Source organism: Ruegeria sp. (assembly GCF_965243365.1).
Classification (GTDB): Bacteria; Pseudomonadota; Alphaproteobacteria; order Rhodobacterales; family Rhodobacteraceae; genus Ruegeria.
On the sequence record NZ_CBDEUW010000002.1, the window covers coordinates 2,692,556 to 2,707,909 of the forward strand.

At 58.7% G+C, this 15,354-nt stretch carries 13 protein-coding genes; 7 read left to right on the forward strand and 6 right to left on the reverse strand.

Features of this window, described 5'->3' with window-relative positions:
* The first annotated feature begins 86 nt into the window (after positions 1-86).
* Positions 87-1,184, forward strand: coding sequence for an MFS transporter (locus ACP0GE_RS17060; protein WP_424833108.1), 1,098 nt, complete (start codon positions 87-89; stop codon positions 1,182-1,184).
* A 7-nt stretch (positions 1,185-1,191) separates the two neighbouring features.
* On the opposite strand, the gene ACP0GE_RS17065 is transcribed toward ACP0GE_RS17060, so the two are convergent.
* From ACP0GE_RS17065 to ACP0GE_RS17075, 3 genes are all read right to left on the reverse strand, one after another.
* Entirely contained in the window at positions 1,192-2,172 is a 981-nt protein-coding gene (locus ACP0GE_RS17065) for an ABC transporter permease (RefSeq protein ID WP_424833109.1), read from the reverse strand.
* Positions 2,165-3,172 carry an ABC transporter permease gene (locus ACP0GE_RS17070; protein WP_424833110.1) on the reverse strand — a complete coding sequence of 336 codons (1,008 nt, stop codon included), beginning with the start codon at positions 3,170-3,172 and terminating at the stop codon, positions 2,165-2,167. The genes ACP0GE_RS17065 and ACP0GE_RS17070 overlap by 8 nt, the downstream gene beginning before the upstream one ends.
* Before the next feature lie 94 nt (positions 3,173-3,266).
* On the reverse strand, positions 3,267-4,973 hold the full coding sequence (locus ACP0GE_RS17075; RefSeq protein ID WP_424833111.1) for a peptide ABC transporter substrate-binding protein: 1,707 nt from the start codon (positions 4,971-4,973) through the stop codon (positions 3,267-3,269).
* Positions 4,974-5,259: 286 nt separating this feature from the next.
* Between ACP0GE_RS17075 and ACP0GE_RS17080 the strand changes: the two genes are divergently transcribed.
* From ACP0GE_RS17080 to ACP0GE_RS17100, 5 genes are read left to right on the forward strand one after another with little or no spacing between them, the layout of a single operon-like run.
* Complete coding sequence (locus ACP0GE_RS17080; protein WP_424833112.1) at positions 5,260-7,080, forward strand: ABC transporter ATP-binding protein; 1,821 nt, start codon at positions 5,260-5,262, stop codon at positions 7,078-7,080.
* Positions 7,081-7,085: 5 nt separating this feature from the next.
* The gene (gene argE / locus ACP0GE_RS17085) at positions 7,086-8,252 is read left to right on the forward strand and encodes an acetylornithine deacetylase (RefSeq protein WP_424833113.1); all 1,167 of its coding nucleotides are present in this window, start codon (positions 7,086-7,088) and stop codon (positions 8,250-8,252) included.
* A gap of 21 nt (positions 8,253-8,273) precedes the next feature.
* Complete coding sequence (locus ACP0GE_RS17090) at positions 8,274-9,440, forward strand: M20 aminoacylase family protein (RefSeq protein ID WP_424833114.1); 1,167 nt, start codon at positions 8,274-8,276, stop codon at positions 9,438-9,440.
* A gap of 18 nt (positions 9,441-9,458) precedes the next feature.
* Positions 9,459-10,622 (forward strand): M20 aminoacylase family protein, encoded by a 1,164-nt coding sequence (locus ACP0GE_RS17095; protein WP_424833115.1) that lies wholly within the window; start codon positions 9,459-9,461, stop codon positions 10,620-10,622.
* 17 nt (positions 10,623-10,639) lie between these two features.
* Positions 10,640-11,803, forward strand: coding sequence for a M20 aminoacylase family protein (locus ACP0GE_RS17100; RefSeq protein ID WP_424833116.1), 1,164 nt, complete (start codon positions 10,640-10,642; stop codon positions 11,801-11,803).
* A 42-nt stretch (positions 11,804-11,845) separates the two neighbouring features.
* On the opposite strand, the gene ACP0GE_RS17105 is transcribed toward ACP0GE_RS17100, so the two are convergent.
* Together ACP0GE_RS17105 and moaA are read right to left on the reverse strand one after the other, a co-directional pair.
* Positions 11,846-13,171 (reverse strand): 3-deoxy-D-manno-octulosonic acid transferase, encoded by a 1,326-nt coding sequence (locus ACP0GE_RS17105; RefSeq protein WP_424833117.1) that lies wholly within the window; start codon positions 13,169-13,171, stop codon positions 11,846-11,848.
* A gap of 1 nt (position 13,172) precedes the next feature.
* The gene (moaA, locus tag ACP0GE_RS17110) at positions 13,173-14,180 is read right to left on the reverse strand and encodes a GTP 3',8-cyclase MoaA (RefSeq protein WP_424833118.1); all 1,008 of its coding nucleotides are present in this window, start codon (positions 14,178-14,180) and stop codon (positions 13,173-13,175) included.
* A 90-nt stretch (positions 14,181-14,270) separates the two neighbouring features.
* On the opposite strand from moaA, the gene ACP0GE_RS17115 reads away from it, so the two are divergent.
* The gene (locus tag ACP0GE_RS17115; protein WP_424833119.1) at positions 14,271-14,678 is read left to right on the forward strand and encodes a hypothetical protein; all 408 of its coding nucleotides are present in this window, start codon (positions 14,271-14,273) and stop codon (positions 14,676-14,678) included.
* Here ACP0GE_RS17115 and ACP0GE_RS17120 read toward each other — a convergent pair.
* The gene (locus tag ACP0GE_RS17120; RefSeq protein WP_424833120.1) at positions 14,666-15,352 is read right to left on the reverse strand and encodes a DNA alkylation repair protein; all 687 of its coding nucleotides are present in this window, start codon (positions 15,350-15,352) and stop codon (positions 14,666-14,668) included. The two genes, ACP0GE_RS17115 and ACP0GE_RS17120, sit on opposite strands and share 13 nt — an antisense overlap.
* Between the last annotated feature and the right edge of the window lie 2 nt (positions 15,353-15,354).

Consider the following 15,354-nt stretch of genomic DNA (forward strand, 5'->3'; position numbering starts at 1 on the left):
GGAGGTGTAGAACAGGAGGCGTTTGGCCGACTGCGCGAGGGCTTCCTGTGATTGGAATTGTGGCTGCATGGCGGGCTGTTACTGCCATGTTCATCTTGAATGGTGCCCTGTTCGGGATCTGGGCCTCGCGCATTCCTGCGGTGCGGGATCATCTGGGGCTGACGCATGAGGCGCTGGGATATGGGCTGCTGTTCATGGCTGCCGGTGCTGTCTGCTCGTTTCCCGTGACCGGGCGACTGACCGACCGGTTTGGTGCGGTTGCGATCACGCGGGTCATAGCCGTTCTCTACACGCTGTCCCTGATCCTGCTTGCTCTGGCCGGCAGCTTTTGGGCTTTGGCCGCATTCCTGTTTGTTTTCGGGGCCTTTCACGGGTCCATGGACGTTGCAATGAATGCCTGGGGCGCTGAGGTCGAGCAAGCCCATGACAAACCGGTCATGTCTTCATTCCACGCGATGTGGAGCCTGGGCGCCGGTCTGGGGGCGCTAAGCGGTTACGGTGCGGTGCAGTTGGGGCTGAGCGTGCTTGTGCATTTCCTGCTGGCAGGAGGTGTTGTGGTTGCCCTCGCGCTGACGATGTCCTGGGTCCGTTGGGATTCCCGAAGATCTGAACAATCGCAGGGATCGGTGTTCGCGCTGCCTACGGGCGCGTTGATCCTGGTCGGTTTCACCGCATTGTGCGGGGCATTGGGGGAAGGGGCGGTCGCCGATTGGAGCGCGATCTTTCTGCGGGATGAAACGGGTGCTGCCGAAAGTACGGCAGCCTTGGGCTATGCCGTTTTTTCTGTGACCATGGTGGCGTTTCGTTTGGCAGGTGCAGTGGTGATCGCCCGTTTTGGTCCTGTGACCACGGCACGGTTCGGCGGGGTTTGCGCGGCGATTGGCGTGTTCTCGGTGGTCTCGGCTGCAACACCCGAGCTGGCCCTGGCCGGGTTTGCAGCGATGGGGATCGGGTACGCGGTGATCATGCCTTTGGCCTTCAGCCGGGCTGCAAATGATCCGAACGTCCCTCCGGGACAGGCCATCGCCAGTGTTGCGACGCTTGGGTATGGGGGGCTGTTGATCGGCCCTCCGTTGATCGGTTTTCTTGCCGAACTCTTTGGGCTGCGTCTGGCCTTTGCGGTATTGCTGCCGCTGGCTGCCTTGATCGTGGTATGTGCCGGCGCGCTGAGACGCGCCGACTGAGTGTGTTTCAGCGTCCGCGAATGCGCGGGTCCAGCGCATCGCGCAGGCCGTCGCCAAGGTAGTTCACGCTCAGCACGGTGAGCGAGATTGCCAGGCCGGGCCAGAATACGCGTTCGGGATACTGCTGCAGGTAATCGACGCCATCAAAGAGCAGCCGTCCCCAAGTCGGGAAGTCGGGCGGAAAGCCCAAACCAAGGAAGGACAGTGCGCTTTCTGTAATGATCGCCGTGGCAATTCCAAGCGTTGCCGAAACCATGATCGGTGACAGCACGTTGGGCAGGATATGCCGTGTGATGATCTGCGAATTGCTGGTGCCGATGGAGCGTGCGGCCAGAACGAACTCACGTTCTTTGATGGCCAGTACGTCGCCACGCACGATCCGCGCCGTAGGCATCCAGGAGGTGATGCCAATTGCGCAGACGATCAGAATGAAGATCCCACGCTCCAGCCCGAAAGCCGCCGACAGCGGTTCGCGGAACAGCAGCATCATGACCAGCAGCAAAGGCAGCAGGGGCAGAGCCAGGAACAGATCGGTCAGACGCATCAGCGGTCCGTCCAGACGTTTAAAGAACCCGGCAACCACGCCGATGAATGATCCCAGGAACAGCGCCAGCAACATCGCGGTGATCCCGACCGACACGGATGTCTGCCCACCCGACATCATGCGGGCCAGAATATCACGGCCCAACTGGTCGGTTCCGAACGGATGCCCCCAACTTGGGCCCTGATTGCGTGAGCGGATGTCGATCTGGGTTGGATCGATGGTCCAGACATACGGCCCCAAATAGACCGCGGCGACGATGAAGATGAACAGGATGGCCCCGATCATCGCGCCCTTATGGGTTTTGAACTGATCCCACACATCGCGCCACTGGCTGCGAGGTGGGGTGGTCAGCTCCTCCATCACACCTGCGGTCGGAAGCGCTGTCGAGGCGGGGGCCAAGCCTTCGTCGGGGATCAGCGTGTCTGATTTATCGGTATCAGTCATAGCGAATCCTCGGGTCCAGAATGCCGTACAAGACGTCGGCGATCAGGTTGAACAGAACGATCAACACGGCAAAGATGAAGGTCAGGGTCTGTACCATTGGCAGATCGTTGGCCTGAATAGCGCCGATCAACAGCTGGCCGATACCATTCACCTTGAACACCTGCTCGGTGATGATGGCACCGCCAAAGATGGCGGGAATACCCAGCGCGATCACGGTGACCACGGGGATCATTGAGTTGCGCAGGACATGGACCATCACGACCGTATATTCGCTCAGGCCCTTGGCGCGGGCGGTGCGGACATAGTCTTGGTTCAGGTTGTCCAGCATTGAGGCGCGCATAAAGCGGCTGAGCTGTGCCGTGATCTGCAATGCCAGAACCATAACTGGCATGATCATCTGTTTAAGCTGGACGACAAAGCTGTCCCAGTCGTTGACCACATGTGTCGTGTCGTAGATCGACGGGAACCAGCCCAGTTGCACCGAGAAGATCACGATGACCAGCACGCCCGAGAAGAAAGGCGGAACCGAGAAGCCGACCATAGACACGAACGTCCCCATCTGATCGAACCAGGAATACTGGCGATAGGCCGAATAGATGCCGATGGGCAGGGCGATCAGGATGGCGACCACGTAAGCGGTGCCGACAACCCACAGGGTCTGCGGGATACGCTGAACAACGATATCCATGACGGGCGAGCGGGTCTGCCACGAAATCACACGCAGGTCACCTTCCGAGAAGGTGGTGCCGAACATCGCGTCGACCAGAACCTGCGGTTCGATCCAGAAGAACTGCACGATCCACTTCCAGAACCGGATATGCATCGGCTGACCGAGGCCAAGGGCCTCGCGCATCTTCTCTTTGACTTCGGGCGGGACGGTAAGGGGAACCTGTGCCATCGGGTCGCCGGGGGCGAGTTCGAGGAGCAGGAAGATGACGAGGCTGATGAACAGGAGCGTTGGTACGGCCAGCACCAGTCGTCTGATGGTAAAGTTGAGCATTAAGAGGCGCCTTTGTATGCGTCTTCTTGTTGGAGCGGTCTTGCTGTGGCCGCGCCCCGATATCGATCGGGACGCGGTATTGCAAGTTTAACGCTTAGGAACCGGTTTTACGATACCAGTCAGCTGCGTTCCACAGTTCGCTGTCCCAAACATTCAGAACTACGCCACCCAGCGTGTTCGAATGCGCCGACAGACGGCCACGGTGAACCAGCGGAATCATACCGCCGTTTTCCACCATGATGTCGTTCAGGCGACGTGCGATCTTTGCGCGCTCATCCGCGCCGGCGGTTTCGGCCAGCTGACCATGCAGCTTGTCGAACTCTTCGTTGCAGAAGCGGCTGATGTTCTCACCCTGCCACTGCGATTCCGGCTTGGGTGCCTTGTCGCACAGGCCGTTGCCCAGATAGGACTGCGGGTCGGTGCCGTTGAAAGTGTTGGCGTACATTTCAACGTCGGCATAGAACTTCTGGAAGGTATCGGGCGAGCCCGGATCACCACCGAAGAAGACCGATGCGTTGATGTTGCGCAGCTCGGTTTCGATGCCGATCTGGCTCCACCATTCCTTGATCAGCGCCTGGAAGTCCTGACGGACGGCGTTGGTCGAGGTTTGGTAGACGATCTTCAGCGGTACACCGTCTTTTTCACGCACACCGTCGCCATTGGTGTCGACGATGCCTGCATCATCCAGCAGCTTGTTGGCGCCATCGATGTCCTGTGTGTCACAGGTAAAGGTATCCGAGTTCACAGCAGCCGGGGCCGGGACCCAGTTACAGGTGACCTGACCGGCCTGGCCATACCCGATTTCCACCAGCAGCGGACGGTCGATGGCCATCGACATCGCTTTGTAAACAGCCGGGTCCTGCAGGAACGGATGCGGGTGCTTCGCAGTTGACCGCTCGCCTTCCGGCAGATCGGGCGAAGGGTTGGTCTGGTTCAGCATGATACGCTCGACCAGCGGGCCAAAGCCTGCGACCGGAGTACCCTTGCCGCCTTCCTGCATCTGCTGGATCACTTCGGGTGCCAGCTGCAGGTTCCAGGCATAGTCGAACTCGCCAGTTTCCATAACGGCACGGCCAGCCGCGGTTGCATCGCCACCGCCTTTGAAGGTCAGCGTGGCAAAGGCAGGCTTGTTCGGGTCGCGATAGTTGTCGTTGGCCTTCATTGTGATCACGTCGTTCGGCTTGAACTCGGTGACGACAAACGGGCCTGTTCCGATCGGGTTAAAGTTCTGGTCGGTGCACTCGGGGGCCTTGGCGCCCATGCAGTCGGCAAATTGTGCCGCCTGAATGATCGGGCTTTCGCCACCCACAAACGGGCCGTAGGGGAATGGGGTTGGCGCGTCGAACGTCACTTTGACGGTCAGGTCATCCACAGCCTCAACCGAGGTCACGCCTTCGAATTTAGTCACCTGCGCACAACCGCCTTCAGGGTGCATACAGTAGTCGGCAGTGAATTTCACGTCTGCCGACGTGAAAGGTGTGCCATCCGACCAGGTGATTCCCGGTGCGATTTTCCAGGTGATTGAGGTCAGGTCTTCGCTGACGCCACCATTTTCAACGGTCGGTATTTCCGATGCCAGAAATGGCACCATGTTGCCGTCCTGATCGTAACGGGCCAGCGGCTCGATCACCAGAGAAGCTGATTCCACGTCTTTGGTGCCACCCGACAGAAACGGGTTCAGGATCGAAGGCGCCTGCCAGTAAATAATGCTGACATTGCCGTCCGATCCGCGCTCGGCAAAGGCCATGGGGGCCATGGCCGTGCTCGCAATCGCACCTAGCAAAAGGGTTTTGATTTTCATCATACACTCCAAGTTGGACACATTCGTGTCTCGATTATCTCCGCAAGGCCTGCGGATTTGGCGTTGCCGCAAAGGGGATGGATGGCCGATTCTGAACTCCCAAAACCAGATCGCACGATTGTGATGCCGTCTTCTCCCCAAAACGGTTACGCGGTGTATCGAAACAGAGTTTTAGAAAATTGCAAGCTTGTCGTGAGGTTCTGTTCCTATGGGTTTGACTTTTCCCATCGCGCCGACTTAGCGTTTGGCAATCAAAAAAATATTGGCCGCCAAGGGGAGCGTGCGCGTGCTGGATCAGCCTATTGCCCAGATCAGGAAACTGCGTGTCGAATTTCAGACAAAGGACGGGCCCGTTGTCGGGGTCGAGGATGTATCCTTTGAAGTGAACCCCGGCGAAACCGTTTGTATCGTTGGCGAATCGGGGTCGGGCAAGTCTGTGTCCTCGTTGTCTTTGATGCGCCTGGTCGAGTTCGGTGGCGGCGAAATTGCAGGCGGACAGTTGCTGTTTGATCGCCGTGACGGTGGTGAAACTGACCTGTCGCAAGTCGACCAGGATCTGATGAAACAGATTCGCGGAAACGAGATCGGGATGATCTTTCAGGAGCCGATGACCGCCCTGAATCCGGTTTTCACCGTGGGCCGTCAGTTGACCGAAGGGCTGCGTATCCACAAAGACATGTCCAAAGCGCAGGCCGAGGAACGCGCGCTGGAGCTGTTGCGCCAAGTCCGTATCCCCGAGCCGGAACGCCGTTTAAAGCAGTATCCGCATGAACTGTCCGGCGGCATGCGTCAGCGCGTGGTCATCGCTATGGCGATGGCGTGCGAGCCGCGCCTGCTGATCGCGGATGAGCCCACAACCGCGCTGGACGTGACCATTCAGGCCGAGATCCTGGCGCTGATGGACCGCCTCAAGCGGGAAACCGGCACTGCGGTCATGTTCATCACCCATGATATGGCAGTCGTGGCGCAGATGGCCGATCGTGTTGTCGTCATGTTCCGCGGCAACAAGGTTGAAGAAGGCACCGTCAAGGAAATCTTCGAGAACCCGCAACATGATTACACCAAGGCGCTGCTGGCCGCTGTGCCTAAGCTTGGCGAAATGCAGGGTAAATCTGCGCCCGAGCCGATGAAGCTTTTGGGTGTCGAAGGTCAGACCATCGCGCCCATCCCGGGCACAGAAGAAGTTTTGCTGACCGTCAAAAACCTGACAACGCGTTTTGCTGTGAAAGGCGGGCTGCTGCGCCGCACGATTTCGAACGTACACGCGGTCGAGGATGTTTCCTTTACGTTGAACCGGGGGCAGACGCTGAGCCTGGTGGGAGAATCGGGTTGTGGTAAGTCTTCGGCCGGACGCTCGATCCTGCGATTGGTCGAACCGATGGCCGGTGAGATTGATTTGGATGGCACCGATATCATGAAACTGGATCAATCCGGTCTGCGCAAGGCGCGGCTGGACATGCAGATGATCTTTCAGGATCCCTTCGCCTCGTTGAACCCACAGATGCAGTTGGTTGATCAGGTGGCCGAGCCGATGCGCAACTACGGCGTCGCATCGGGTTCGGAATTACAGGATCGCGTGGCGCAGCTGTTCGACAAGGTACAGTTACCACGCAGTTTCATGCGCCGCTTCCCGCATGAGATGTCGGGCGGTCAGCGTCAACGGATCGCTATTGCCCGCGCTCTGGCCTTGAACCCCAAGCTGATTATCGCGGATGAGGCGGTCTCGGCGCTGGACGTGTCGGTGCAGGCGCAGGTTCTGAACCTGATGATGGAACTGCAATCCGAACTGGGTCTGTCCTATCTGTTTATCAGCCATGACATGGCGGTGGTTGAACGGGTCAGCCACTATGTCGGCGTCATGTATCTGGGCCGGATTGTGGAATTGGGGCCACGCGCGCGGGTGTTCGAGAACCCCCAGCACGCCTATACGCAAGCTTTGATGAAGGCGGTTCCGATCGCCGATCCGAACAAGCGAAAATCCGAAAAAGACTTGAATTTCAAGCCGATCCCGTCGCCTATTCATCCAATTGGATACACGCCGGAACCATCACAGTATAACGAGGTTGAGCCGGGGCACTTCATCCTGACCACCGACAGCGGATATTGATCCCTATGGCACAGCGCCTGACGCCGCTTGAGATCATGACCAAGCTGATCTCATTCCCGACCGTAAGCCGTGACACCAACCTGCCGCTTGTGGATTGGGTAGAAGACTACCTGCGCGACCATGGGGTGGCCCCCCATCGCTGGACCGACCCGGATCAGCCGCATAAGGCGGCGGTCTTCGCGCATGTGGGGCCATGGCAAGAGGGGGCTGTAGTTCTGTCGGGCCATACGGATGTAGTGCCGGTTGACGGCCAGCCCTGGGATACTGATCCCTTCACCGTCACCGAAAAGGACGGCAAGTATTTTGGGCGCGGCACCTGCGATATGAAGGGCTTTGACGCGCTGGCCATCTGGGCCCTTGTCGAGGCGCACAACGCTGGGATCAAACGCCCGCTCCAACTGGCGCTGAGCTTCGATGAAGAGGTCGGCTGCACCGGCGCTCCGCCCATGATCGAAGCGATGCAACAGGTTCTGCCGAAAGGTTCAGCTGTGGTCGTGGGTGAACCCTCGACGATGCAGGCGGTCACCGGCCACAAGGGCGGCTTTGGCTATGACACCCATATGGTCGGGTTCGAAGTCCACAGTTCGATCATGCACACGGGCGTCAATGCGATCATGGAGGCTGCACCGCTGGTCAATTGGGCGAACGAACAGAACGCCAGAAACAGGGCCGCCACACCCAGCGATGTCGCTGCCGTATTTGACCCGCCCTGGACTACCGTGCATGTCGGAATGATCGAGGGCGGCACGGCGCATAACATCACCGCCAAAGACTGCCATTTCATGCTGGATTTCCGCACTGTCCCGGATGAGCGAAAAGCCGATTGGCGCGACGCCTATTTCCAACAGGTGCGCGAGGTTGAGGCCCGAATGCAGGCCATCCACCCCGAAGCGCGGATCGAACTGTCCGAAAACTTCTCGATCCCCGGTCTTGTGCCGGAACAGGATGGTGAGGCCGAGGCGCTGGTGCGCGCCCTGACCGGTGACAATGCCAGCCACGTGGTCAGCTATGGCACCGAGGCGGGCCAGTTTCAGGAAGCAGGCTACTCGGCCGTCATCTGCGGCCCGGGCGATATTGCGCAGGCGCATCAGCCGAATGAGTTCATTACGATTTCTCAATTCAACGCAGGCCAAAAATTTATGGAACGTCTTGTAGAAAGACTCTGCGCGTAACACGGCACAGGGAGGTCAAAAATGCCCGTCAAGAACCGGCTCGCCGAGATGCATGGCGAGATCACCAAATGGCGTCGTCATCTGCATATGCATCCCGAGCTGATGTATGATGTTGAGGAAACTGCGGGTTTTGTTGTCGACCGTTTGAAGGAATTCGGCGTGGATGAGATCACGCCGGGCATCGGCAAAACCGGAGTTGTTGCGGTGATCAAGGGCCGGACGGATACCAAGGGGCGGGTTATCGGGCTGCGTGCCGATATGGATGCCCTACCCATCGAAGAGGCGACGGGACTGGACTATGCGTCGACCGTGTCCGGCAAGATGCATGCCTGTGGGCATGACGGCCATACCTCGATGCTGCTGGGCGCGGCGCAATATCTGGCCGAAACGCGGAATTTCGACGGGACGGTGGTGCTGATCTTCCAGCCTGCGGAAGAGGGTGGCGCGGGCGGTCTGGCCATGTGTCAGGATGGCCTGATGGAGCGCTGGGGCATTCAGGAAGTTTACGGCATGCACAACATGCCGGGGATGCCGGTCGGGGAATTTGCGATCCGACCCGGCGCTTTGCTGGCCTCCTCCGATGAGTTCGAGATTGTTGTGACTGGTAAGGGCGGCCACGCGGCGGCGCCTCATGATGCGGTGGATACGACGCTTGTTGCATCGCATATTGTCGTGGCTTTGCAATCGGTTGTATCGCGCACCGTCGATCCCATCAAAAGCGTTGTCCTGACTGTGGGAACGTTTGAGACGGACAGCGCTGCTTCGAATGTCATCGCTCATACGGCGCGTTTGCAGGGGACGGTCAGAACGCTTGATCCCGAGTATCGCGCAATCGCCGAGGACCGGGTGCGCCGGATTGCGGAAGACACAGCCTCGGCCTTTGGAGCGTCGGCGCAGGTGACATGGACGCCCGGCTATCCGGTGACGGTGAACTCTGACGCTGAAACCACATATGCCGCCGAGGCGGCAGAGGCCGTGGCTGGCAAGGTCAATGACAGCACCGATCCAATCATGCCGTCAGAAGATTTCGCCTACATGCTTGAAGAACGGCCCGGAGCCTACATCTTTATCGGGAACGGGGACACGGCCATGTGCCACCACCCGGAATACAATTTCGACGACGACGCCATTCCTGCCGGCTGCAGCTGGTTTGCCGAGCTGGTGGAACGACGATTGCCCGTCGCCTGACAAAAAGGGGAGAATGACATGCCGATCAAAAACCGCCTTGCAGAGATGCACGAAGAAATCACCGGCTGGCGGCGTGACATTCACCAACACCCCGAGATTCTCTATGAAACTCATCGCACCAGTGCGCTGGTGGCCGAAAAGCTGAAAGAATTCGGCTGTGATGAGGTGGTAACCGGGATCGGGCGCACCGGCGTTGTTGGTGTGATCAAAGGTAAAAGCGATACCCAAGGCCGTGTGATCGGGCTGCGCGCCGATATGGATGCGTTGCCGATGCAGGAACAGACCGGTCTGGACTATGCCTCGAAAACCGACGGTGCGATGCATGCCTGTGGCCATGATGGTCATACGGCGATGGTTCTGGGGGCCGCGAAATACTTGGCCGAGACGCGGAATTTCGACGGCACTGCCGTTGTGATCTTCCAACCTGCCGAAGAGGGCGGCAACGGGGCCGAGGCCATGTGCAAGGACGGGCTGATGGACCGGTTCGGCATTCAGGAAGTCTATGCCATGCACAATGTGCCGGGCGTACCGACTGGCCAGTTTGCCATTCGCTCGGGTCCCTTGCTGGCCGCTGCTGATGAGTTTGATATCCATCTGGAGGGGAAGGGCGGTCATGCGGCGAAACCACAGGAGACGGTTGATACCACGGTGATGCTGTCTCAGTTGATCGTGGCGCTTCAGACGGTCGTTTCGCGCAATGCCGATCCGATCTTGCAGGCGGTTCTGTCTGTGACTTCGGTTGAAACCTCGTCCAAGGCGTTCAACGTAATCCCGCAATCGGCGCAGATACGAGGCACGGTTCGGACGCATTCGAACGAAATGCGGGACCTGATTGAACAGCGATTGAAGGACGTGACGCTAGGTATCGCTGAAACCTTTGGCGGCACGGCGCGTGTGACCTACACACGCGGCGTTCCGGTGACGATCAATGCTGAGGAACAGACAGGATATGCTGCCGAGGCTGCGGTTTCTGTGGGTGGCAGCTGTGGTGAAGCGCCGATGGTGATGGGGGGCGAGGATTTCTCGTTCATGCTGGAAGAACGCCCCGGTGCTTTTATCGTGTTGGGCAATGGTAACAGCGCGGGGCTGCACCATCCCGAATACAATTTCAACGACGAGATCATTCCGATGGGATGTTCATGGTTTGCCGAAATGGTCGAGCGGCGGATGCCCGCAGCTTGAAGTAGGAGAGAGAAGAGATGCCAGTCAAAAACCGTTTTGCCGAATTGCAGGATGAAATCACCGCGTGGCGGCGAGACATTCACGAAAACCCTGAAATTCTGTTCGAAACACACCGTACCAGCGCTTTGGTTGCGGACAAACTGAAGGATTTCGGCTGTGACGAGGTCGTCACAGGGATCGGACGTACCGGGGTCGTGGGCGTGATCAAGGGCAAGACCGATACCAACGGAAAGGTGATCGGGTTGCGGGCCGATATGGATGCACTGCCGATTCATGAGGCGACGGGGCTGGACTATGCCTCAAAAACCGATGGTGCGATGCATGCCTGCGGACATGACGGGCATACGGCGATGTTGCTGGGTGCGGCCAAATACCTGTCTGAGACACGCAATTTCGACGGCACGGTCGTGGTCATCTTCCAGCCCGCTGAGGAAGGCGGCGGCGGTGGCAAGGAAATGTGCGATGACGGCATGATGGAGCGTTGGAATATCCAGGAAGTCTATGGGATGCACAACTGGCCGGGCAAACCAGTTGGCAGCTTCTCGATCCGGCCGGGGTCCTTCTTTGCTGCAACGGACCAGTTTGACATCACTTTTGAGGGCCGGGGTGGCCATGCGGCGAAACCGCAAGAGACGATCGATACCACAGTGATGACCGCACAGGCGGTTCTGGCATTGCAGACCATCGCGTCGCGCAATGCAGATCCGATTGATCAGGTTGTGGTGTCGGTGACCTCGTTCGAGACTTCGTCCAAGGCGTTCAATGTGATCCCCCAGACCGTGCAGATCAAAGGGACAGTTCGCACCATGAGCAAAGAGATGCGGGATCTGGCCGAGCAGCGGATCAAGGAGATTTGCAACGGTGTTGCCGCAACCTTTGGCGGTACGGCGGATGTGACGTATATCCGAGGATATCCGGTGATGGTGAACAGTGACGAGCAAACCGAATTCGCCGCCGATGTCGCCCGGTCGGTATCCGGCAACTGCGAAGAGGCGCCTTTGGTCATGGGGGGCGAGGATTTCGCCTTCATGCTGGAGGAACGGCCCGGCGCTTATATTCTGGTGGGAAATGGCGATACCGCGATGGTTCATCATCCCGAATACAACTTCAACGACGAGGCGATCCCGGCTGGCTGCAGCTGGTGGGCCGAGATTGTCGAGCAGCGGATGCCAGCGGCTTGATGAAAAGGGTGGGGGCTCTGCCCCCACACCCCCGGGATATTTTTAGCCAGATGAAGTTGGATCCGGGGCAGTGCCAAGGTGCAGGCCTGAGCACAGCGTGTCGACAACGGATTCCAGCGCTGATTTCTGGGTGTTTACGCAGGATTTCGTGGCCTCGCGGGCTGCGGTGATCGCGTTTTCGTCTGACAGCCAAAGGGCTACGGTTTCGGTCAGTTCGGCGGCAGACGGGGTCTCAACCGCTCCGCCGGTTTCGATCAGCGGGGCGAAGGTTTCGGCGAAGTTGAAATAGCCCGGTCCGGTGATGACCGCTGCGCCTGCCTGTGCGGGCTCAAACGGGTTGTGCCCGCCGATTTCCTTTAGGGAGCCGCCCAGAAACACAATCGGGCTAAGGGCGTACCAGGTTCCCAGCTCGCCCAGCGTGTCGGCAATGTAGACTTGCGTTTGCGCAGTGATCGGCTGGGCTTTGCTTCGCAGAGCGCAGCTCAGGCCTGCCTTGGTGGTCAGGGCCACGACGTCGTGTCTGCGTTCCGGGTGACGTGGGATCAGAAGCAGCAGCAGGTTGGGCCAGCGTTTCAGCAATTCGGTATGTGAGGCGAGAACGATTTCTTCTTCGCCCTCGTGTGTTGAACTGGCGATCCAGACCGGACGGTCCGTAACTTGCGTCCTGATGTCAGTCAGCGCAGCGTCATCCACAGGCAGCGGCTCTGACATGGATTTGAGGTTGGTGCCGGGGTGTACTCGGTCGGATGGCGCGCCTATGGATAGAAGGTTGGACGCTGTTTGATCGTTCTGAGTTAGAAAAACCTGAAACTTGCCAAGAATAAAACGCGCGGTTTTCGGGCGTTTTTTCCATCCGGCGACGGATTTCTTTGAGAGGCGCGCGTTCAGCAGAGCCAGGGGGATATTGCGACCTGAGCTTTCCACGATCAACCGGGGCCAGATTTCGCTTTCGACGAAAATGCCGGCATCCGGGCGCCAGTGATCCAAAAAGCGGCGCACAGCGCCTGCGGTGTCCAGTGGCGGGTATTGGTGGCGGGTGCGCGGCGGTAGCCGTTTTTCAATCAGCGCGGCTGAGGTGGGGGTGCCCGAAGTGATCAGGAATTCGGTGTCTTGCAAGCGGATCCCAATACGTTTGATGAGGCTGAGAACCGAAAGGCTTTCGCCAACGCTGGCGGCGTGGAACCAGATCAAGCGGCCTGCTGGACGGGGCAGGCTGGCATGGCCCAGACGCTCGCGCTGTCGTTTGGGGGATACGTTTGCGGCTTGCAATTTGTTGCGCACTGTCCGCCAGATCAGTGGCGACAAGAGCGAGGTCGCGACGCAATATGTCTTGTAGATCAGCGTCGGACGCGCATCCCGTGCGGGCATGTCAGCCGCCTGTATGGCTCATGTGGCGCGTCATTTGACCATCGACAGCCTGACGGGAGTAATCAAAGTCATGTCCCTTGGGTTTGAGGTTGATGGCGGCCCGGATCGCGTTTTCCAGCGGCTCCTCAGTGTCGGGATGATCGCGCAGCGGCCCGCGCAGGTCTGCCATGTCCTCTTGCCCGAGGCACATATACAGCTCACCTGTGCAGGTCAGACGCACCCGGTTGCAGCTTTCGCAGAAGTTATGGGACAACGGGGTGATAAAGCCGATCTTCTGGCCTGTTTCCTCAAGTCGGACATAGCGCGCCGGACCGCCCGTGCGTTCAGCGAGGTCCGTCACGCTGTAGTGGTTTTCGTATTCCTTGCGCACATCCTTGAGCGACCAGTATTGATCCAACCGATCCTCGTTGCCGATATCGCCCATCGGCATAACCTCGATCCAGGTCAGGTCCATGTCGCGTTCGGCACACCATTCGGTGATGCGCGGCAGTTCTTCCTCATTGAAGCCTTTCAACGCCACCGCATTGATCTTGACCTGCAGACCGGCCTTTTGCGCCGCGTCAATACCGCTCAACACCTGTTTCAGTCGGCCCCAGCGCGTGACTTTGGCGAATTTATCCTCGTCCAGCGTGTCCAGAGAGACATTCACCCGACGCACCCCGGCAGCATACAGATCATCCGAGAACCGATGCAATTGCGAACCATTGGTGGTCAGCGTCAGCTCTTTCAACGCGCCGCTGTCCAGATGCCGGGTCATGCTGTTGAAAAACGTCATGATATTGCGGCGCACCAGCGGCTCGCCGCCGGTGATACGCAGCTTTTCAACCCCCATCCGGATGAAGGTTGAACACATGCGGTCCAGTTCCTCCAGCGTCAGCAGATCTTTCTTGGGCAGAAAGGTCATGTTTTCCGACATGCAGTAGACACAGCGGAAATCGCAGCGATCCGTTACGGAGACGCGGAGATAGGTAATAGCGCGGGCAAATGGGTCGATAAGCGGAGCTGTCATGGCTCATAGGTAAATCGGGAACACACCAGCGGCAAGTCAGATCTGCGTTATGGTCTGGAACAGATGGGCGCAGGGCGCTAGAAATCAGGCATGAGATATGTGCTGTTGACACTGGCTTTTCTGGTTGCGGGCTGCGATGTGGTTCGGTCAACCTCGGACCGATTGTTTGGAAGTGTCGAGGCGCAGCCCGAACCGACCCCTGCTGTCGCCGAGGTAGAGCCGCAGCCGCAACCCGCGGCGGATAGCCAGGCGGGATGGGCTGGGCCAAGGACAACGATTGCCGGATTGGGCGATCCCTCGACACCGGGCCGATGGCTACAGACACCATTGGTTGAAAGTGAAATCAACGGGCGGGTTGTCGTATCGAAAACAGGGGCGCAGGCCTATGTGACCTTGGTGCCTGTATCAGGTGGCGGTAGCCGGTTGTCGCTGGAAGCGATGCAGGCGCTGTTACTGCCTTTGGACGAACTGGTCGAGCTTGAAGTCTATTCCGACTGAGCCCGCAGGTATTTACCGGCTTCTTTGCGGGCAAAGGGTTTCATTTCATCGCCATGCCGATCCAGAAATGAGATCACGCGGTGCGGGTCATGCTTGGATAGCTCGCGTAGCCACCACGCGATGGACTTTTGAATGAACCAGTCGCTGTCATCGACATAGCCTGCGGCCCAGCCAAGAATACGATCTCGGCGTTTCAGGTCATCCGGCTTCGGATGGTTTTGCTTGGTCCAGGGCAGGGTGGCCACCATGGCGGCGCGGCGGGTCCACATGTGATCGGATGTGGTCCAGACCTCGACCTGATCCAGCCTGTCCGGGTCCGCTGTCAGGCGCTTTTGCATTGCCATACAGGCATGGTCGGCCACCGCCCAGGCATCGAAATCCGGCAACCAGCTTTGCAGCAGGTCCCAGACGGCGTCATCGGGTCGGATGCGGGCTTGCGTCAGAAGTTTTGCAGCGGCCAGACGGCCCTCGTGAATGTTGGTTTGCCATAGGGCATCAGACAAAGCGATACGGTCGGTGACGGACAATTGTTGCCGCCAGGTCTTGGTCAGATCGTTTAGAACCGGGTTTGCAACGCCAAGATAGGGGCGGTCGACCTTGTGATAGGCTGCCATCTGCGCGCCACGCTCGGGGTCAGCCTGGGCCTTTATCTGATCCAGATACGTGCCGAGCATAG